11 protein-coding genes are annotated in these 16,160 nt (G+C 59.1%); 6 read left to right on the forward strand and 5 right to left on the reverse strand.

The genetic code is table 11. The features are described from left to right. The first annotated feature begins 357 nt into the window (after positions 1-357). Positions 358-1,185 (forward strand): N-acetyltransferase, encoded by an 828-nt coding sequence (locus LKR43_RS01975; protein WP_227682159.1) that lies wholly within the window; start codon positions 358-360, stop codon positions 1,183-1,185. An 18-nt stretch (positions 1,186-1,203) separates the two neighbouring features. Here the strand turns inward: LKR43_RS01975 and mfd are convergent, their stop codons facing one another. Then, positions 1,204-4,668, reverse strand: coding sequence for a transcription-repair coupling factor (gene mfd / locus LKR43_RS01980; RefSeq protein WP_227682160.1), 3,465 nt, complete (start codon positions 4,666-4,668; stop codon positions 1,204-1,206). A gap of 30 nt (positions 4,669-4,698) precedes the next feature. On the opposite strand from mfd, the gene LKR43_RS01985 reads away from it, so the two are divergent. Continuing rightward, positions 4,699-5,466 (forward strand): 2-C-methyl-D-erythritol 4-phosphate cytidylyltransferase, encoded by a 768-nt coding sequence (locus LKR43_RS01985; RefSeq protein ID WP_227682161.1) that lies wholly within the window; start codon positions 4,699-4,701, stop codon positions 5,464-5,466. Positions 5,467-5,490: 24 nt separating this feature from the next. Beyond that, a complete protein-coding gene (gene ispF, locus LKR43_RS01990) occupies positions 5,491-5,976 on the forward strand; it encodes a 2-C-methyl-D-erythritol 2,4-cyclodiphosphate synthase (RefSeq protein ID WP_227682162.1) in 486 nt (161 codons plus the stop codon). Positions 5,977-5,984: 8 nt separating this feature from the next. On the opposite strand, the gene LKR43_RS01995 is transcribed toward ispF, so the two are convergent. The 3 genes from LKR43_RS01995 to ompR are packed head-to-tail and all read right to left on the reverse strand — an operon-like array spanning position 5,985 to position 8,726. Further along, positions 5,985-6,533: a peroxiredoxin gene (locus LKR43_RS01995; protein ID WP_227682163.1), complete on the reverse strand. Its 549-nt coding sequence runs from the start codon at positions 6,531-6,533 to the stop codon at positions 5,985-5,987. A gap of 22 nt (positions 6,534-6,555) precedes the next feature. Further along, complete coding sequence (locus LKR43_RS02000; protein WP_227682164.1) at positions 6,556-7,959, reverse strand: sensor histidine kinase; 1,404 nt, start codon at positions 7,957-7,959, stop codon at positions 6,556-6,558. A gap of 32 nt (positions 7,960-7,991) precedes the next feature. Next, positions 7,992-8,726, reverse strand: coding sequence for a two-component system response regulator OmpR (ompR, locus tag LKR43_RS02005; protein ID WP_227682165.1), 735 nt, complete (start codon positions 8,724-8,726; stop codon positions 7,992-7,994). 243 nt (positions 8,727-8,969) lie between these two features. Between ompR and tsaB the strand changes: the two genes are divergently transcribed. Together tsaB and LKR43_RS02015 are read left to right on the forward strand one after the other, a co-directional pair. After that, positions 8,970-10,208, forward strand: coding sequence for a tRNA (adenosine(37)-N6)-threonylcarbamoyltransferase complex dimerization subunit type 1 TsaB (tsaB, locus tag LKR43_RS02010; protein WP_227682166.1), 1,239 nt, complete (start codon positions 8,970-8,972; stop codon positions 10,206-10,208). A gap of 8 nt (positions 10,209-10,216) precedes the next feature. Further along, positions 10,217-11,047, forward strand: coding sequence for a uracil-DNA glycosylase (locus LKR43_RS02015; RefSeq protein WP_227682167.1), 831 nt, complete (start codon positions 10,217-10,219; stop codon positions 11,045-11,047). A 10-nt stretch (positions 11,048-11,057) separates the two neighbouring features. Here the strand turns inward: LKR43_RS02015 and lplT are convergent, their stop codons facing one another. After that, positions 11,058-12,365: a lysophospholipid transporter LplT gene (gene lplT / locus LKR43_RS02020; RefSeq protein WP_227682168.1), complete on the reverse strand. Its 1,308-nt coding sequence runs from the start codon at positions 12,363-12,365 to the stop codon at positions 11,058-11,060. A gap of 255 nt (positions 12,366-12,620) precedes the next feature. On the opposite strand from lplT, the gene smc reads away from it, so the two are divergent. Further along, a complete protein-coding gene (gene smc, locus LKR43_RS02025) occupies positions 12,621-16,145 on the forward strand; it encodes a chromosome segregation protein SMC (RefSeq protein WP_227682169.1) in 3,525 nt (1,174 codons plus the stop codon). Positions 16,146-16,160 lie beyond the last annotated feature (15 nt).

Consider the following 16,160-nt stretch of genomic DNA (forward strand, 5'->3'; position numbering starts at 1 on the left):
CTCGCGCTGCAGATGGCGGATAAGGCCAGCGGCAGAAGGAATATCATGTTTTCAAACTGCATGCCTGTGATGACCTGGTTAGGCATGAATGCAAACGCCGTCAGCATGCTTCCCAAGAACATGGCAATGACTATGCCTGCCACAAGAATAATAAGTTTGTAAAGACTAGGCTCGTGTATAGGTGCCTTGTTCATTGTCGTCCCCCGATTGGTTTAGGTTTTTGCCGCTGGCTGATTATGCCGCCGGTATTGCACGAATAATCATCTGCGAAATTTTTATGTGTTTTTTGCCAGCGTATGTCAAACTAGTTAACAGGTCAAGTCTCGTTTTCCATTGCTATTGCAGTCCAGGTCATTCATGCACGCTGTGTTCAATCCCATAAGCCCCGACGAAATATTGTTGCCTTTGCGCAGTGCCGAACTGCATCACGGTGCGGCCAGTGTTCAACAGTTGGAGCATCGCAGTTTCAATGCCTGGCCTGGCGCGCGATGCGCCGTAGCCGGCGATTGGCTGCTGCGTAGCACCAATGGATATACCAAGCGTGCCAATTCCGCTAATGCGTTGCAGCCGGCTGCGCAATTGGACCCCATGCTTCTGTGGCATATTGAAGCCTGGTACCAGCATCAGCGGCAGCCCAGCATTTTTCGTCTCAGCCCGTTGGCGGATTCCACCGTGGATACCGTGCTGGATGAGCATGGCTATCAGTTGATCGAGCCTTCGATCGTCATGCAGCGCGCCGGGCAGGCACAGGATGCCAATTGGCAGCCGGCGCGGAATGTATGTTTTCGCGTGCAAACGCAGTTGAGCGAACAGTGGCTGAATAGCTACTGTGCTGCCGGCGGGCTCACGCCAACCCGGCAAGATGCTCTACGCTTGATTCAGCAGTCCATAACCATGCCATGTGCATACGCCTCTATCGAGTACGAGGGCGAGTGCTGTGCCTGGGGTTTGGCAGTGCTGGAGCGGGAAGCGGCCGGGCTTTACGAGGTGATGGTGCTCCCGTCGTGTCGTGGCAAGGGGTTGGGGCGGCAGTTGCTGTACGGTTTGCTGCAATGGGCGGCCAGGCAAGGCGCTACGCACACAGACCTTCAGGTGACCGGCGGCAATGCGACCGCGCAGCAGCTTTACACCAGCCTGGGCTTTCAGGCGGTGTATGGGTATCACTATCGGGTGAAGCCGCGCTGAACGGAGTGCCGCCGAAAACTACACCAGCGCCCGCAACACATTGCGCACGGCATCGATACGTGCTGCCACCTGCTGGCCTTGCTTGATTTCCACTTTCAGCTTGTCCTGGCCTGCCAGCTTTACATCGCGCCGTGTCTGAACCAGCTGGATGATGCGCAAGGGGTCCACATTGGGTTTGGCCGAGAACTGTATCAGGGCCTGCGTTTCGCTGGCGTCGATCTTGTTGATACCCAGCGGCTCTGCGTTCAGCCGCAGCCGGTGGGTTGCCAATAGCGTTTTTGCAGCTTCGGGCAGCTTGCCGTAGCGGTCTATCAGTTCTTCCTGGATATGGATCAGGTCGTCTTCATGCTTGGCGTGCGACAGCTTCTTGTACATGCCCAGCCTGGCGTGTACATCCGGGCAATAGTCTGACGGCAGTAGGGCTGACGCGTGCAGGTTGACTTCGCAAAGGGACGAGAAAGGTGAGTCCAGGTCGGGCTCTTCGCCCGACTTGAGCGCCCGCACGGCGGCATTGAGCATGTCGGAGTACATGGAGAAGCCGATCTCGTGAATGTTGCCCGACTGCGATTCGCCCAGTACTTCACCGGTGCCCCGAATTTCCAGGTCGTGCATGGCCAGGAAGAAGCCGGCGCCCAGTTCTTCCATGGCCTGGATGGCTTCCAGCCGCTTTTTGGCATTGGAGGTCATGGCGTCTTCGCCCGGCGTCAGCAGGTAAGCGTAGGCCTGGTGATGCGAGCGTCCGACACGACCACGTAACTGGTGCAGTTGTGCCAGGCCCAGGCGGTCGGCACGATGAATGACAATTGTGTTGGCTGACGGCACGTCGATGCCGGTTTCGATAATGGTGGTGCACAACAGCACGTTATAGCGCTGCTGATAGAAGCCTTTCATGACTTCTTCAAGCTCGCGTTCGGGCATTTGCCCGTGGGCGACGGCGATACGTGCTTCGGGCACCAGTTCTTCCAGGCGGGCGCGCCGGTTGTGTATGGTGTCGACTTCGTTGTGCAGGAAATAAACCTGGCCGCCGCGCTTGAGTTCGCGCAGCAGGGCTTCGCGTATGGTGCTGTTGTCTTCGCGCCGAACGAATGTCTTGATGGCCAGCCGTTTCTGCGGCGCCGTGGCGATAACGGAAAAGTCGCGTATGCCTTCCAGAGACATGCCCAGCGTGCGCGGAATGGGGGTGGCCGTCAATGTGAGCACGTCGACCTCTGCGCGCAGGGTTTTCAGTGCTTCTTTCTGCCGGACACCGAAGCGGTGCTCTTCATCAATGATGACCAGTCCCAGTTGTTTGAATTTGACATCTTTGGACAGAATCTTGTGGGTACCGATGACGATGTCCACCTGTCCTTCATTCAGGCCCTTGATGGCCGCGGCGACTTCTTTGGACGACCTGAAGCGTGACAACTCCACGATCTTGACGGGCCAGTCGGCGAACCGGTCGGCAAAAGTCTGTGCATGCTGTTCGGCCAGCAGGGTGGTCGGGCATAGCAGGGCCACCTGCTTGCCGTTCATGACGGCAAGAAATGCCGCGCGCAAGGCGACTTCGGTCTTGCCGAAGCCTACGTCGCCGCAGACGAGTCTGTCCATGGGGCGACCCGATGTCATGTCACCGATGACGGCTTCGATGGCGGCAGCCTGGTCGGGTGTTTCTTCGAATCCGAAACCTTCGGAGAATGCCTGGTAGTCGTTGGGCGAAAGCTTGAAGCGATAGCCTTCGCGTGCTGCACGCTGGGCATACAGGGCCAGCAACTCGGCTGCGGCATCGCGAACTTGTTTGGCCGCTTTGCGGCGTGCCTTGTCCCACTGGCCCGAGCCCAGCTGGTGCAGCGGTGCGTGTTCGGGATCCGATCCGCTATAGCGTGCAATGACATGCAGCTGTGCCACGGGCACGTACAGTGTGCTGCCGTTGGCATATTCCAGATGCAGGAATTCCATCTGGCCTTCGCCCAGGTCCATTTCCTTCAGTCCGCAGTAGCGGCCTATGCCGTGCTGGGCGTGAACCACCGGATCGCCTTCGCGCAGCTCGGACAGGTCGCGCACCATGGCTTCGACGTCGCTGCTTTGCTCTTGCGATCGCTTGCCACGGCGCAGGGTGCGTGCCTGTGTTGGATAGAGATCGTTTTCGGTGATCAGGACAAGCGCCTGCGCTGTGATGCCAAAGCCGTTGCCAAGCGGGGCGACAATGACGGCGAAGCGTGCACGGTTCTGTGCGCTCAGGAAGTCTTGCAGTGTTTCGCTGCCGGAATCCGGCGTAATGCCGAATTCGGCGAGCATCTGCAACAGTGTTTCACGGCGACCGGCTGAGTCGGCGCACAGCACTACGCGCTGGTCGGGCTGATTCAGCAAGGTGCGCAAGCTGGCAACCGGGTCGTCAGCGCGCCGGGAGACGGCGACCTGGGGTGCTGGCTGGAAGTCAGGGTGAGACTTGTCGGCGGCCAATGCCAGCCGTGCGAATGACTTAAGGTGGCCGAACAGGCTTTCCTCATCCAGGAACAGCTGGTCTGGTGGCAGCACTGGCCGTTCGCGGTCGCTTTTCAGGAACTGATAGCGGCTGTGAGTGTCTTGCGCAAAACGCTGAATGGCCTGGTTGATGTCACCCAGCGTAACGGTGATGGATTGCTCGGGCAGATAGTCGAACAGTGTGGCTGTCGCGCTGAAGAACAGGGGCAGGTAATACTCGATGCCCGCAAAGGCAATTCCGTTACCGATGTCCTTGTAGGGCAGTGCGCGTGACGGGTCGCCTTCGAACACTTCGCGAAACCGTGCACGGAATTGATTGCGTGCGGTTTCGTCCATGGGGAATTCGCGGCCGGGCAGCAGTTGCACGTCTTTGACCGGGTACAGGCTGCGCTGCGTGTCGATGTCGAAACTGCGTATGGATTCGATTTCGTCATCGAACAGATCCAGCCGGTAGGGCAGGGCCGAGCCCATGGGAAACAGGTCGATCAGACCGCCTCGTATACAGAACTCACCGGGCGCGGTAACCTGTGTTACGTGGGTGTAGTTGGCACGCGTCAGTTGTTTGCGCAGACCGTCTTCATCCAGTTTGTCGCCCTGGCGAAAAGCGAAGGTGTAGGCTGCCAGAAACTCAGGGGGCGCAAGCCGGTACAAGGCGGTGGTAACGGGTACGGTCAGTATGTCTACCTGCTCCTGCATTAATGCATGCAGCGTGCGCAGGCGTTCCGAGATCAGATCCTGGTGTGGCGAAAAGCCGTCGTAGGGCAGGGTCTCCCAGTCGGGTAGCTGGCGCACTCGCAGGTCGGGTGCGAAAAGCAATACCTCATCGGCGAGCCTCTGGGCAGCAAGGGGATCGGCACAAAGCACCACGATAGTCTGGCTGGCTGCGCGCGCCAGGTCTGCCAGCAACCATGCGTCGCCCGAGCCGGGTGGCAAGGCTTGCACATGCCTTTGCCCTGGTTTCAGGCAGGCCAATACAGTTTGAGTGGTGGGAATCGTCAATGAGGTAGCAGTTTCTGTATTCATGTGGTCCTCTATTATAAAATGCCTTTCCTTATGCCAAGAAAATTGATTGCTATCGTTCCTGCCGCCGGTATTGGCGCGCGCGCCCAGTCGGGTGGGGCAGGTGGTGCCAGCCCCGATCGCGGCAAGTTGCTGGCTGCCGATTCGCTACCCAAGCAATATCGCTTGCTCAAGGGTGAGCCTATGCTGCGCTGGGCCGTGAAGGCCTTGCTGGCTGACGCGCGCATCGAGCAGGTCAGGGTGGCGGTTGCTGCGCACGATGGGTGGGTAGAGCAGGCGCTGGCCGGCTTACCGCGTACCGTGTGGCGACCTTGTGGCGGGCCTACACGGGCCGCCACGGTGCTGGCAGCGCTGCATGATGCGGCGCTGGATTCTGATGACTGGGTGTTGGTGCACGATGCGGCCCGACCTGGGCTGCCGGCCAGTGCCTTGCGCAGCCTGATTGATGTTTGTCTGCGCCAGAATGCCGGGGGTCTGTTGGCACAACCCGTGGCCGATACCGTGAAACTGGCTGGTGCGTTTGCCGTTGATGATGCCGGTTCTGCGCCGGTGGTTCACAACGGACAGGCACTGGCAGGCGTCGAGAAGTCGGTACCGCGCGAGCGGCTTTGGCTTGCACAGACACCACAGATGTTTCCTGCTGCCCGATTGTCCGATGCCCTGCAGGCTGGTACGCAGTTTACTGACGAGGCGTCGGCCATCGAGGCTGCCGGCTTTACTCCGCTATTGGTTCCGGGGTCGGTGCGCAACTTCAAGGTCACCTGGCCCGAGGACTTCGAGCTCATGGAAAAATGGCTTTAAGCAAACGATAAAACAGGAGTGGTAATGAGTTTTTCCCTAAGGGTTGGGCAAGGGTTTGATGTGCATGCGCTGGTAGAGGGACGCCCGCTCATCATAGGTGGTGTGACCATTCCGCATACGCATGGCCTGCTTGGTCATTCCGATGCCGATGTTCTGCTGCATGCCTTGACTGATGCCATTTTGGGTGGAGCCGGATTGGGTGACATCGGCCGCCATTTTCCTGATACCGACCCAACCTACAAAGGCGCAGACAGCCGCGTCTTGCTGCAGGCGGCCATGGCCAAGGTGGCGCAGGCAGGCTGGTCGGTGGTCAATGTGGATGCAACAATACATGCCCAGTCCCCGAAGATGGGGCCGCATGCAGGAGCCATGGCGGCCAATATTGCTCAGGACCTGACCATCAGGCCGCAAGAGGTCAATATCAAGGCCAAGACCAACGAGGGTCTTGGGTATCTTGGCCGCAAAGAAGGTATCGCCGCCACGGTGGTGGTGTTGCTGACGGCGTCATAACAGCGAAATTAAAGCGTGTCGCCGCCCACCGCACGGTTGCAGGGGCACAGCTCTTCCGTTTGCAGCCCGTCAAGTATGCGGAGTATTTCTGCAGGGTTGCGCCCGACGTTCATGCTGTTCACCGACACATGCTGGATGATGTTGTCGGGGTCGACGATAAAGGTCGCCCGCAGTGCAACGCCTTCGTGTTTTTCGCGTATGCCCAATTGATCGATCAGGGCGCCGGCGGTGTCGCCAAACTGGTAGTGGCTGAGTTTGTTCAGCTCTTCGTGCTCACGGCGCCACGCCAGTTTGACGTGCTCGTTGTCGACCGAGCCGCCCATCAGGACGGCATCGCGATCCTCGAAGTCCTGGGCCAGGTTGTTGAAACCCACGATTTCGGTCGGGCATACAAAGCTGAAGTCTTTGGGATAGAAATAAATGATCTTCCACTTGCCCGGGAACGAGCTTTCGGTGATGTCTTCAAAGGCCGAAACGCCATTTTCCTCGGGCTGATTAAAGCCCGGTTTGACGCCCGCAACCTTGAAGGGGTCAAGCTTATCGCCTACTGTTTTCATTATTGAACTCCGTGTTGACGCACTATGCTTTGGGCAGCTGGCGGACAGCAACCGCTTCCTTGCCACGCACTCTGGGGATCTCTATGCGTGCAGTCAGTCCGCCCGTAGACCGTGGAATAAGTTCAAGCGTACCATCAACCTGGCCCAACAGGCGTTCTACGATGGCCAGACCAAGTCCGGCACCACTGACGCCGGTACGGGCAGTTTCACCACGTGAGAAGGGGCGCAACAGGCGCTGGACATCGGTAGGCGCTATCCCTGTGCCGCTGTCGCGGACTTCGATGGCGATGATGTTGCCTTCATGGGCGACCGATAGCTGTATATGGGCCCGGTCATCAGAGGGAGAGCGTCCATAACGACGGGCGTTTTCTATAAGATTGCTGACGATGCGTTTCAGGTCGTGAGCATTGATCCTGGCATACAGATTTGGCTCGATATTGCCGGTAAGTTGTCCGCCCAACGACTCGGTATGGCTGCGTTCGCGCTCGTACAGCTCATTTAGCGCCGAAGAAATGTTTATGCCTTGCTCGGGCGCGGCGGTGGCCGGCCTGGCGTATTGCATGAGCTGCCCGATGCTATGGTCAATCTGGCCCAGGTCTTCGTTGATGGCCTGCCTCGTTTCGTCCGAGACATTGCTCATTTCGATTTCCAGACGCATGCGGGCCAGGGGGGTGCGCAGATCGTGCGAGATCCCGGCCAGCATGATTTCGCGGTCGGCTTCGGTTTGCCGGATATCGCGTGCCATGCGGTTGAAGGCGATATTCATGTCGCGGATCTCGGCCGGGCCCTTTTCGGGTAGTGGCGAAGGTGTTTCTCCGCGGGCCAATTGCTGTGCCACCTTGCCTAACTGAGACAGCGGTCGATTGATGAAACGTGCACTGATGGCCGCGCCTATCAGGGCGAGCAGCAAGGCGGTTGCACCCCAGCCAAACCATTCTATGCCTGAAGTCAGGCTTAGTTGCTCCCTGTCAAAAACCAGCCAGTACTGATCTTCGTTGATGTCGAAGCTGACCCATACCCCCGGGGTGTCGTTGACAGTCCATTTGATGCGGGTGGTTGGGCCCAGACGGTGCCTGACCTCGATGGTTACACGGTTCCAGTAATTGGTGTCGGGCAGGGGCTCATAGACGTCGGTGGGCTCCATGGGCTGGACCCGCAGGCTTTCTTTGGTGGCCAGATCCAGCAACAGGGCAGGACGTACGCTGGTGGGGGCGTAGATCAATGCACTGCGCGTAATACTGACTGCGGTGGTGATGCGTCGCGCCATCTGGGCCGCGCGCGGTCCTTCTTCCATGCTGAAGAATACTTGCAGCCATGCGCCCAGGCTGACCAGCATCAGGCCTGCCAGCAGAAGAAAGGATCTGCTGAACAGGCCTAGTCGGAACCGTGATTTGTGTTTGGTTCTGGGCTTTGGTGTAGACGCCATGAAGGTAGGTGCCGCCTTATACCTTCAAACTGTTAGTGGCCGCCGTCGGGTACGAACACATATCCCAGACCCCATACGGTCTGGATGAAAACGGGCTTGGACGGGTTGGGCTCTATCAGCTTGCGCAGCCTTGAGATTTGTACGTCGAGACTGCGGTCAAAGGCTTCGTATTCGCGTCCGCGCGCAAGCTCCATGAGTTTGTCGCGTGACAGCGGAATTTTAGGATGGCGGGCGAAAACCTTGAGCACCGAGAATTCGCCGGTAGTGATGGGTACCTGCTCGTCGTCGCGGGTCAGGGTGCGGGTTGACAGGTTCAGCACATAGGGGCCGAATTCGATGGATTCGTTTTCCTGGCTGGGTGCGCCGGGATGTTCTTCGGTGCCACGGCGACGCAGGATGGCGTTAACGCGTGCAAGCAGCTCGCGCGGGTTGAAAGGTTTGGACAGGTAGTCATCGGCGCCCATTTCCAGGCCGACGATACGGTCGATTTCTTCAGCTTTGGCTGTCAGGATGATGATGGGGGTGTTGTCGTGCCCGCCACGTAGACGTCGACAGATGGATAGCCCGTCTTCGCCGGGAAGCATGAGATCGAGCACGAGCAGGTCGAAGTGCTCACGTTGCCATAGTTTGCCCATTTCCTTGGCGTCTTCGGCGACGAAGACATTGAAGCCTTGTTCGGACAGATAACGGCGCAGCAGGTCGCGCAGTCGCGGATCGTCGTCAACGACGAGAATTTTTCGAGCTAGAGAGGGATTTTGTGTGTTCATGGAGAAAATGTAACAGGGTCGAGTGAGGCCGTACAGAGTGCGTAGCAAGATATTACACATTAAGCTTCTGGTACGAATTCAGGTTACAACTTGGCGCAAATGCTTGACTTAACTTGCTTTAAACCGGGGTGTTACTGGCTATTGCAAGCTATTCTATACTTTCAAACCTGAGAGCGGTATGGTTTCTGTCGCAAGGCAGCTGTCCCTGTTGCCGCAATGGTCTTGAGACTAAAATGCCTGCCTATGACTTTACACCTTCTTGCCTTAGAAACTTCATCCAGCCTGTGCGGCGTAGCACTGCTGTCCAGGGTCGACGATGGGGCCATCACGCTGAACGTACTCGAGCATGACGCGGTATCCGAGCATGCCGAACGCATGCTGCCCATGGTCGATGAATTGTTGGAGCAGGCAGGAATCAGGCCCGAACATCTCTCGGCCGTGGCATTCGGCCAGGGGCCCGGGGGGTTTACCGGCTTGCGTGTTGCCTGTGGCGTGGCACAGGGCATGGGGTTTGCATTAAACGTGCCAGTCATCCCCATACCGTCGTTGCTGGCTGTTGCCACACGCGACCATGTTGCTCTGTCCGCAACAGCGCCAGTACAGATTGTGGTCCAGGATGCCCGCATGGGCGAGGTCTATCTGGCTGCCTACCAGGCCGGCCTGACGGCGGGTCGGGCTACCTGGGATGAATTGCAGGCGCCAACCCTGATTGATGCAGGGCAGTTGGGAGCCTGGCTGGATTTCGCCGCCGGTACATGGGGGCTGGGTGCTGACCGTGGCGCCCGCTTGCTGGGCGACGCCATACAGGCGTACCCTGCGGTAGCCGCGGTGGCCGATGACAGGAGCTGGCTGAAGGTTGGCGGGGCGTTGCGTGCCGATGTCAGCAGCGTGGCCAGGCTGGCCCTGCAGCGCTGGCAGGAAGGAAGCAGCGTTGCGCCGGATCTGGCGGCACCCTTGTACGTGCGTGACAAGGTGGCCTACACCACACTTGAGCGCGACGCGGGCGCCGGAGGCAATCCCAGGGCGCCTGAACAGTTCCAGGTGCTCGAGCGCATGCAGGAGTCTCATCTTGACGCGGTTGCCGGTATCGAAGCGGCCGTGCAGGCTTTCCCCTGGACACGCGGAAATTTCGCCGATGGCCTGAAGGCCGGCTACGATGCCTGGGTAGCCATGCAGTCAGGCGCTGTGGTGGGCTTTTGCATGTCGATGTTTGCGCCAGATGTGGCACATTTGCTGGTGATAGCAGTGGATCCGGGCTGCCAGCGAACCGGTGTGGGCGCGCAGTTATTGCATCGCTGCGAACAAGAAGCCTTGAAGCGTGGCTTGCCTGCAATCGTGCTTGAAGTCCGGCCATCGAACGAGCAGGCTTTGTGTTTTTATCGTCATCGGGGGTTTGAACAACTGGGCATGCGTAAAGATTACTATCCGGCGGCGGGCGGTCAGCGTGAAGACGCCTGCGTCATGCAGAAAAGGCTGGCGTGATCCACGATATGCAAGCGCCACGCCTGAATCCGCTGCAGCAAGCCTGGTTGCAAGAGCTTGGGCTCGACAAGCGCATGCTTGCGCGCTTTGTGGCGCCGCTTGCCGGGCCGGAGTCCACCACGGAACAGGTCGCGCAGGTCATGGTGCAACCTTCTGTACCCAAGCCGGTGCCACCTCAAGTCACGGCTATATTGCCGCGGCGCGTAAAGGCTGAACCCGCAGAACCCGCTGTGGTTGTAAAACCGGCTCAACCCATTCCGCAGGTTTGGGACGATCTGATTGCTCATGTGGCGCAATGCCAGGCTTGTGAATTGCACAAGGGCCGCAGCCACGCTGTTGCGGGTACAGGAGCCCTGAGCGCACCTGAGTGGATGGTGGTTGGCGAGGCGCCTGGCAGCGTTGACGACCGTACCGGACTGCCGTTCCAGGGCAAGGCGGGCCAGTTGCTGCAGGCAATGCTCGCGTCAATACAAGTAACCGGCCAGACGACGGTTTTTTATACGAATCTGATCAAATGCCGGCCCCTGGGCAATCGTACGCCTACGCCGGAAGAGATCGCCGCGTGCCTGCCTTATCTGCAACGCCAGATTGCCCTGATCGCTCCGCGCAGGATACTGGCCCTGGGAGGGCTGGCTGCGCAAGCCTTGCTGGGTGTTGAGGATGATCTGGAGGCCCTGCGCGGTAAAGAGCACACCATGCGCAGCGAAGACGGGCGCAGCATTCCTGTCATCGTTACCTATCATCCGGCGGCGTTGCTGTTGCGCCCGCAGCACAAACTCGATGCCTGGCGTGATCTGAGCCTGGCGGCTGCTGTGCCTGCGGCCGACAGCCAGGGCTGATCGGCAAACCTCAATGACGCAGGGCCTGTCCGTGGCCATGCTGTCCGATCGTGTTGGTCAGGCCCGGATCGGCGCGGTGATTGAGCCGGTTCCAGTAGATGAACACTAGCATCAGGCTGGACACCATCAGACCGAAGAGGATGATGATGGCGTTGATCGGCAGATTCAGCCAGAGCATCAGGCTGTAGATGGCCAGCATCAGCAGGATATTCAGCTGTTCATTGAAGTTTTGTACTGCAATAGAGTGCCCGGCCGACAGCAGCACGTGGCCTCGATGCTGCAGCAGCGCATTCATGGGCACCACAAAAAAGCCAGACAAACCGCCAATGAGCAGCAGAACGCTGTATACCGCCCATGTTTCATGCACGATAGGCATGAGCATTACGGTGAAGCCCATGACGACCCCCATGGGTAATACAGCAAGCGCCCGTTTTAGCGGAACACGCCCGGCCAGTATCGAGCCGCCCACCGTTCCTACGGCGGCCACGCCCATCAGTATGGATGCCTGATCAAGCCGGTAGCCCAGATGCTGGGCGCCCCATTCAATGACAATGAATTGCAGAGTGGCTCCGGCACCCCAGAACAGTGTGGTGACTGCCAGCGATATCTGCCCCAGCTTGTCGCGCCAGAGAATGCGAATATATTTTTTGAATTCACCGATCAGCTTCAGCGGATTGGTCTGCTGGCGTGGGTAGCGCACGTTGGTGCGCGGTATCAGCAAATTGGTGCCGGCGGCCAGGAAGTACACCACGGCAATGACCAGAATGGCTGCCTCGGTTCGAGTCTCGGCCAGATGGTGTATCCAGGCGTGTGATTGCAGGGCCGCCGAGACGGTTGGATGGATCAGTATGCCGCCCAGTACCGTGCCTATGATGATGGACAGCACGGTCAGGCCTTCTATCCAGCTATTGCCCTTGACGAGCTGCTCGGGCGGGAGCATTTCGGTAACGATGCCGTATTTGGCCGGCGAGTAGGCCGCCGCGCCTATGCCCACCAGGGTGTAGGCACAAAATACCAGCAAAAGCTGGTCGGTATGGCTGGCGCCGAAGTTTTGATAATTGAACATCAGCAAACAACCCGTTACCTTGATGGCGTTGGTGATGAACATGACGCGGCCTTTCGGGAAGGAGTCCGCAAAAGCGCCAACGAAGGCGGCGAGCACGACATATGCCAGCGCGAACCACCATTTCATCATGGGAGCCATCCAGTCGGGCCCATGCAGGTCGGCGATCAGGGCTATGGCAGCGATCAGCAGCGCGTTGTCAGCCACAGACGATAACGCCTGGGAGATCATGACCAGATAAAAGCCTCGTTTCAATGGGGATCCCGACTCGTGTTGTAAGGTGTAGCGCTTGCTTTCAATGGCAACTAAATGTTGGTGAGTATAGCGACTACGGCCAGCATAAACGGAAAATCATAGCGCAGTTTGCTTGCAGGACGAGTATGAGCCACCGGGTGCGTTATCATACGAACCGGTTGTCGAACAGAATGAAAGTACTGTCCGTTATTTGCTTTTGCAGCTCCCCTGTCCGTAGCGGCAGGGGCCGCCGACTTTTTTCATTGCTCGCTTATTGTGCGTCTGACCCAGATAAAACTAGCCGGTTTCAAATCCTTTGTCGAACCGACAGTCATTCCTACGCCCAGCCAGTTGGTTGGCGTCGTGGGGCCCAACGGCTGTGGTAAATCCAACATTATCGATGCGGTTCGCTGGGTGCTGGGCGAAAGCAAAGCGTCCGAACTGCGTGGCGAGTCCATGCAGGACGTCATTTTCAACGGTTCTGGCCAGCGCAAGCCGGCTGCACGCGCTTCCGTCGAGCTGGTCTTTGACAACAGCGAAGGCCGGGCGGCCGGGCAATGGAGCACATACTCTGAAATTGCCGTCCGTCGTGTGCTTACCCGCGACGGCACCAGCAGCTATCTGATCAACAATCAGCAGGTACGCAGGCGCGATATTCACGACATTTTCCTGGGTACCGGCCTGGGAGCCCGTGGCTATGCCATTATCGGCCAGGGCATGATCAACCGCCTGATTGAGGCTCGCCCCGAAGAATTGAGGGTTTTTCTTGAAGAAGCGGCAGGCGTGTCGCGCTATAAAGAGCGGCGACGCGAAACGGAAAATCGCCTGGGTGACACGCGCGAGAATTTGACTCGGGTCGAAGATATCCTGCGCGAACTGGGCAATCAGCTTGAAAAGCTCGAGTCGCAGGCACAGGTCGCAACGCAATACAGGGCGTTGCAGGAAGACGGCGAGCAAAAGCAACATGCCTTGTGGCTGCTGAAAGAAGACAAGGCCCGGGAAGACCAGAAAAGCAAGTTCCTGGCTATCGAGCAGGCCCAGACCGAGCTGGAAGCGGCCACGGCGGGCTTGCGCGCCGGTGAGGCTGCGCTGGAATCGCGCCGGCAGGCCCATTACGCCGCCGGTGATGCCGTGCATGCCGCACAAGGCCTGCTTTTCGAGGCCGGGGCCCAGGTCAGCCGCCTCGAGGCCGAGATCCGCCATGTGGTCGATGCGCGCAACCGCGTGCAGTCGCGTCGTGGCCAGCTGCAGCAGCAAATGCAGGAATGGTCTGATCAACAGACGCATTGCACCGAGCAGATCGAGCAGGCCGAAGCCGACCAGGAGGTTGCCGCGGCGCGCACTGAAGAACTGCGCGGGCAGGTTGACGAAGCCCAGGCTCGCTTGCCCGATATGGAAAGCAAAGTACGCGCAGCCGCGCTTTCCCGCGATGAAATGCGTGTCGGGCTGGCCAAGGTAGAACAGGAACTCGCGCTGGTGGCGCAGTCCCAGCGCGAGGCCGACCGGCAGTTGCAGGCGCTGGAGCAGCGTCAGGAGCGCCTGAATCAGGAATTGCGCGACTTGAATGCGCCGGATCCTGAAAACGTTGAACGGCTGGCCGGCGACAGCGCAGCCCTGCAGGAGCAGCTGGAAGAGGCGCAAGCACAGTTACTTGAGCAGGAAGAACGCCTGCCTGAGCTGGACGAGCAACGCCGTCAGGCGCAGGCGCTTGCGCAGACCGAGTCCCAGGCGGTGTCGCGCCTGGACGCCCGCTTGTCGGCCTTGAGCAAGTTGCAGGAAGATGTCCAGAAGCAGGGCGCGCTCGAGCCCTGGCTGGCGCATCACGAATTGAATGGCCTGGGCCGCTTATGGCAAAAACTGCATATCGAGCCAGGCTGGGAAACCGCCCTGGAGGCTGTGCTGCGCGAACGTATGGCCGGCCTGGAGCTGCGTCAGCTCGAGCATGCCCGTGCCTTTGCCGGTGATCCTCCGCCGTCACGGCTGGCTTTCTATCAGTTGTCTGCTACGGCATCTGCTCCTGCATCCGTGCCGGGCAGACAGGCGCTGGCGAGTTTGCTGCGCGTTAGCGAACCCGAATTACTGGCCCTGTTGAACGACTGGTTAAGCCATGTGTATGTCTGTGACGATATCGATCAGGCCCTGGCGCAGCGCTCGGAACTGCCGGCGGGCGGGTTGTTTGTTGTACGTGGCGGGCACCTGGTCGATCGGCACAGCATACGGTTCTATGCCGCAGATTCCGAGCAAGAGGGCCTGTTGGCACGCCAGCAGGAAATCGAGAACCTGCAGCGTGATCTCAAGGCCCGTCAGCTCATCGCCGATGAAACCATAGGGCAGGTGAGCCGCGCCGAAAGCGCCTGGCAGCAGGCGTCCGCATCGTTGGTGCCGGCCCGGCAAAGGGTGGCTGAACTGACACGTCGTTTGCACGATGTGCAGCTCGAGTATTCCAAGGTCAGGCAGCAGGCCGAGCAGTCGCATGAGCGGGCCGGGCGCATCCACGAAGACCTGGCCGAGATAAAGCTTCAAACCGAAGAGCTGATGGCAACCAAGGAAGAGGCCGAGGCCCGCTTCGAGGAGCTGGATGTTCAGTTGGGCGAACATCAGATGCGCTTCTCCGACGCAGAGATCTCGGGTGAAGGTCTGCAGGAAGAGGCTGAGCGGGCCAGACAAGTATTGCGTGATCTTGAGCGCAGCGTGCACGAGGCCGAGTATGCCGAGCGTGCCTTGCAAACCCGTATTGCCGACTTGCGACGCAATCTGCAGTTGGCCAAAGACCAGGCACAGCGAGCCCACGATGAGCTCGAAGGCCTGCAGGGCGAGCTGTTCGAGCTGGATGCCTCGGCCTCCCAGGCCGGCTTGCAAGAGGCGCTGGCGCTGCGCCTGGAACGGGAAGAAGCCCTGAATCTCGCCCGTGTTGAACTTGACAACCTGGCTGCAGATTTGCGTAGTGCCGATGAGGAACGCGTTTCGATGGAACGTTCACTCGAGCCGCGCCGTGCCCGCATCATGGAGCTGCAGTTGCAGGAGCAAGCTGCACGCCTGGCCATAGAGCAGTTCGCCGAGCAGCTCGACGGCCATGAGGTCGATCGCGAGCAGCTGCATCAGTTCCTGGCCGAGCAGCCGGAAGAGTGGCGTCGTGCCAACTGGCTGCAGTCCGAAGTGCAAAGGATTTCACGCGCTATCGAGGCGCTTGGTTCAGTGAACCTGGCTGCCCTGGATGAGCTGAATGCCTCGCGCGAGCGCAAGGGCTTTCTGGATGCACAGCATGAAGACCTGACGCTTGCCATCGAAACACTGGAAGATGCGATACGCAAGATCGATCGGGAAACGCGTGCACTGCTGCAAGAGACCTTCGACACCGTGAACGGCCATTTCGGCGATTTGTTTCCGCGTCTATTCGGTGGCGGAGAGGCCAAACTGTCGATTACCGGCGACGAGATCCTCGATGCCGGCGTGCAGGTCATGGCGCAGCCGCCGGGCAAGCGCAACAGCACCATACACCTGCTTTCGGGGGGCGAGAAGGCGCTGACCGCCACGGCATTGGTTTTCGCTTTGTTCAAGCTGAATCCGGCACCGTTTTGCTTGCTCGACGAGGTGGACGCGCCGCTTGATGATGCCAATACCGAGCGTTATGCGAACCTGGTCAGCAGCATGAGTGAACAGACGCAGTTCCTGTTCATATCGCATAATAAAATTGCCATGCAGATGGCCAGGCAACTGGTCGGCGTTACCATGCAGGAGCAGGGGGTTTCGCGCATTGTTGCGGTTGACATAGACTCTGCACTGCAACTGGCTGAGGCCTGAGATGAACACGAGTAA

The organism is Pusillimonas sp. MFBS29, assembly GCF_020687695.1.
Lineage (GTDB): Bacteria > Pseudomonadota > Gammaproteobacteria > Burkholderiales > Burkholderiaceae_B > Pusillimonas_C.

Bases quoted from the DNA above. Each gene is read 5' to 3' on its own strand.
- LKR43_RS01995 (WP_227682163.1), bottom strand. From the start codon at position 6,533: ATGAAAACAGTAGGCGATAAGCTTGACCCCTTCAAGGTTGCGGGCGTC.
- LKR43_RS02000 (WP_227682164.1), bottom strand. From the start codon at position 7,959: ATGGCGTCTACACCAAAGCCCAGAACCAAACACAAATCACGGTTCCGA.
- ompR (WP_227682165.1), bottom strand. From the start codon at position 8,726: ATGAACACACAAAATCCCTCTCTAGCTCGAAAAATTCTCGTCGTTGAC.
- ispF (WP_227682162.1), top strand. From the start codon at position 5,491: ATGAGTTTTTCCCTAAGGGTTGGGCAAGGGTTTGATGTGCATGCGCTG.
- LKR43_RS01985 (WP_227682161.1), top strand. From the start codon at position 4,699: ATGCCAAGAAAATTGATTGCTATCGTTCCTGCCGCCGGTATTGGCGCG.
- LKR43_RS02015 (WP_227682167.1), top strand. From the start codon at position 10,217: ATGCAAGCGCCACGCCTGAATCCGCTGCAGCAAGCCTGGTTGCAAGAG.
- LKR43_RS01975 (WP_227682159.1), top strand. From the start codon at position 358: ATGCACGCTGTGTTCAATCCCATAAGCCCCGACGAAATATTGTTGCCT.
- tsaB (WP_227682166.1), top strand. From the start codon at position 8,970: ATGACTTTACACCTTCTTGCCTTAGAAACTTCATCCAGCCTGTGCGGC.
- mfd (WP_227682160.1), bottom strand. From the start codon at position 4,668: ATGAATACAGAAACTGCTACCTCATTGACGATTCCCACCACTCAAACT.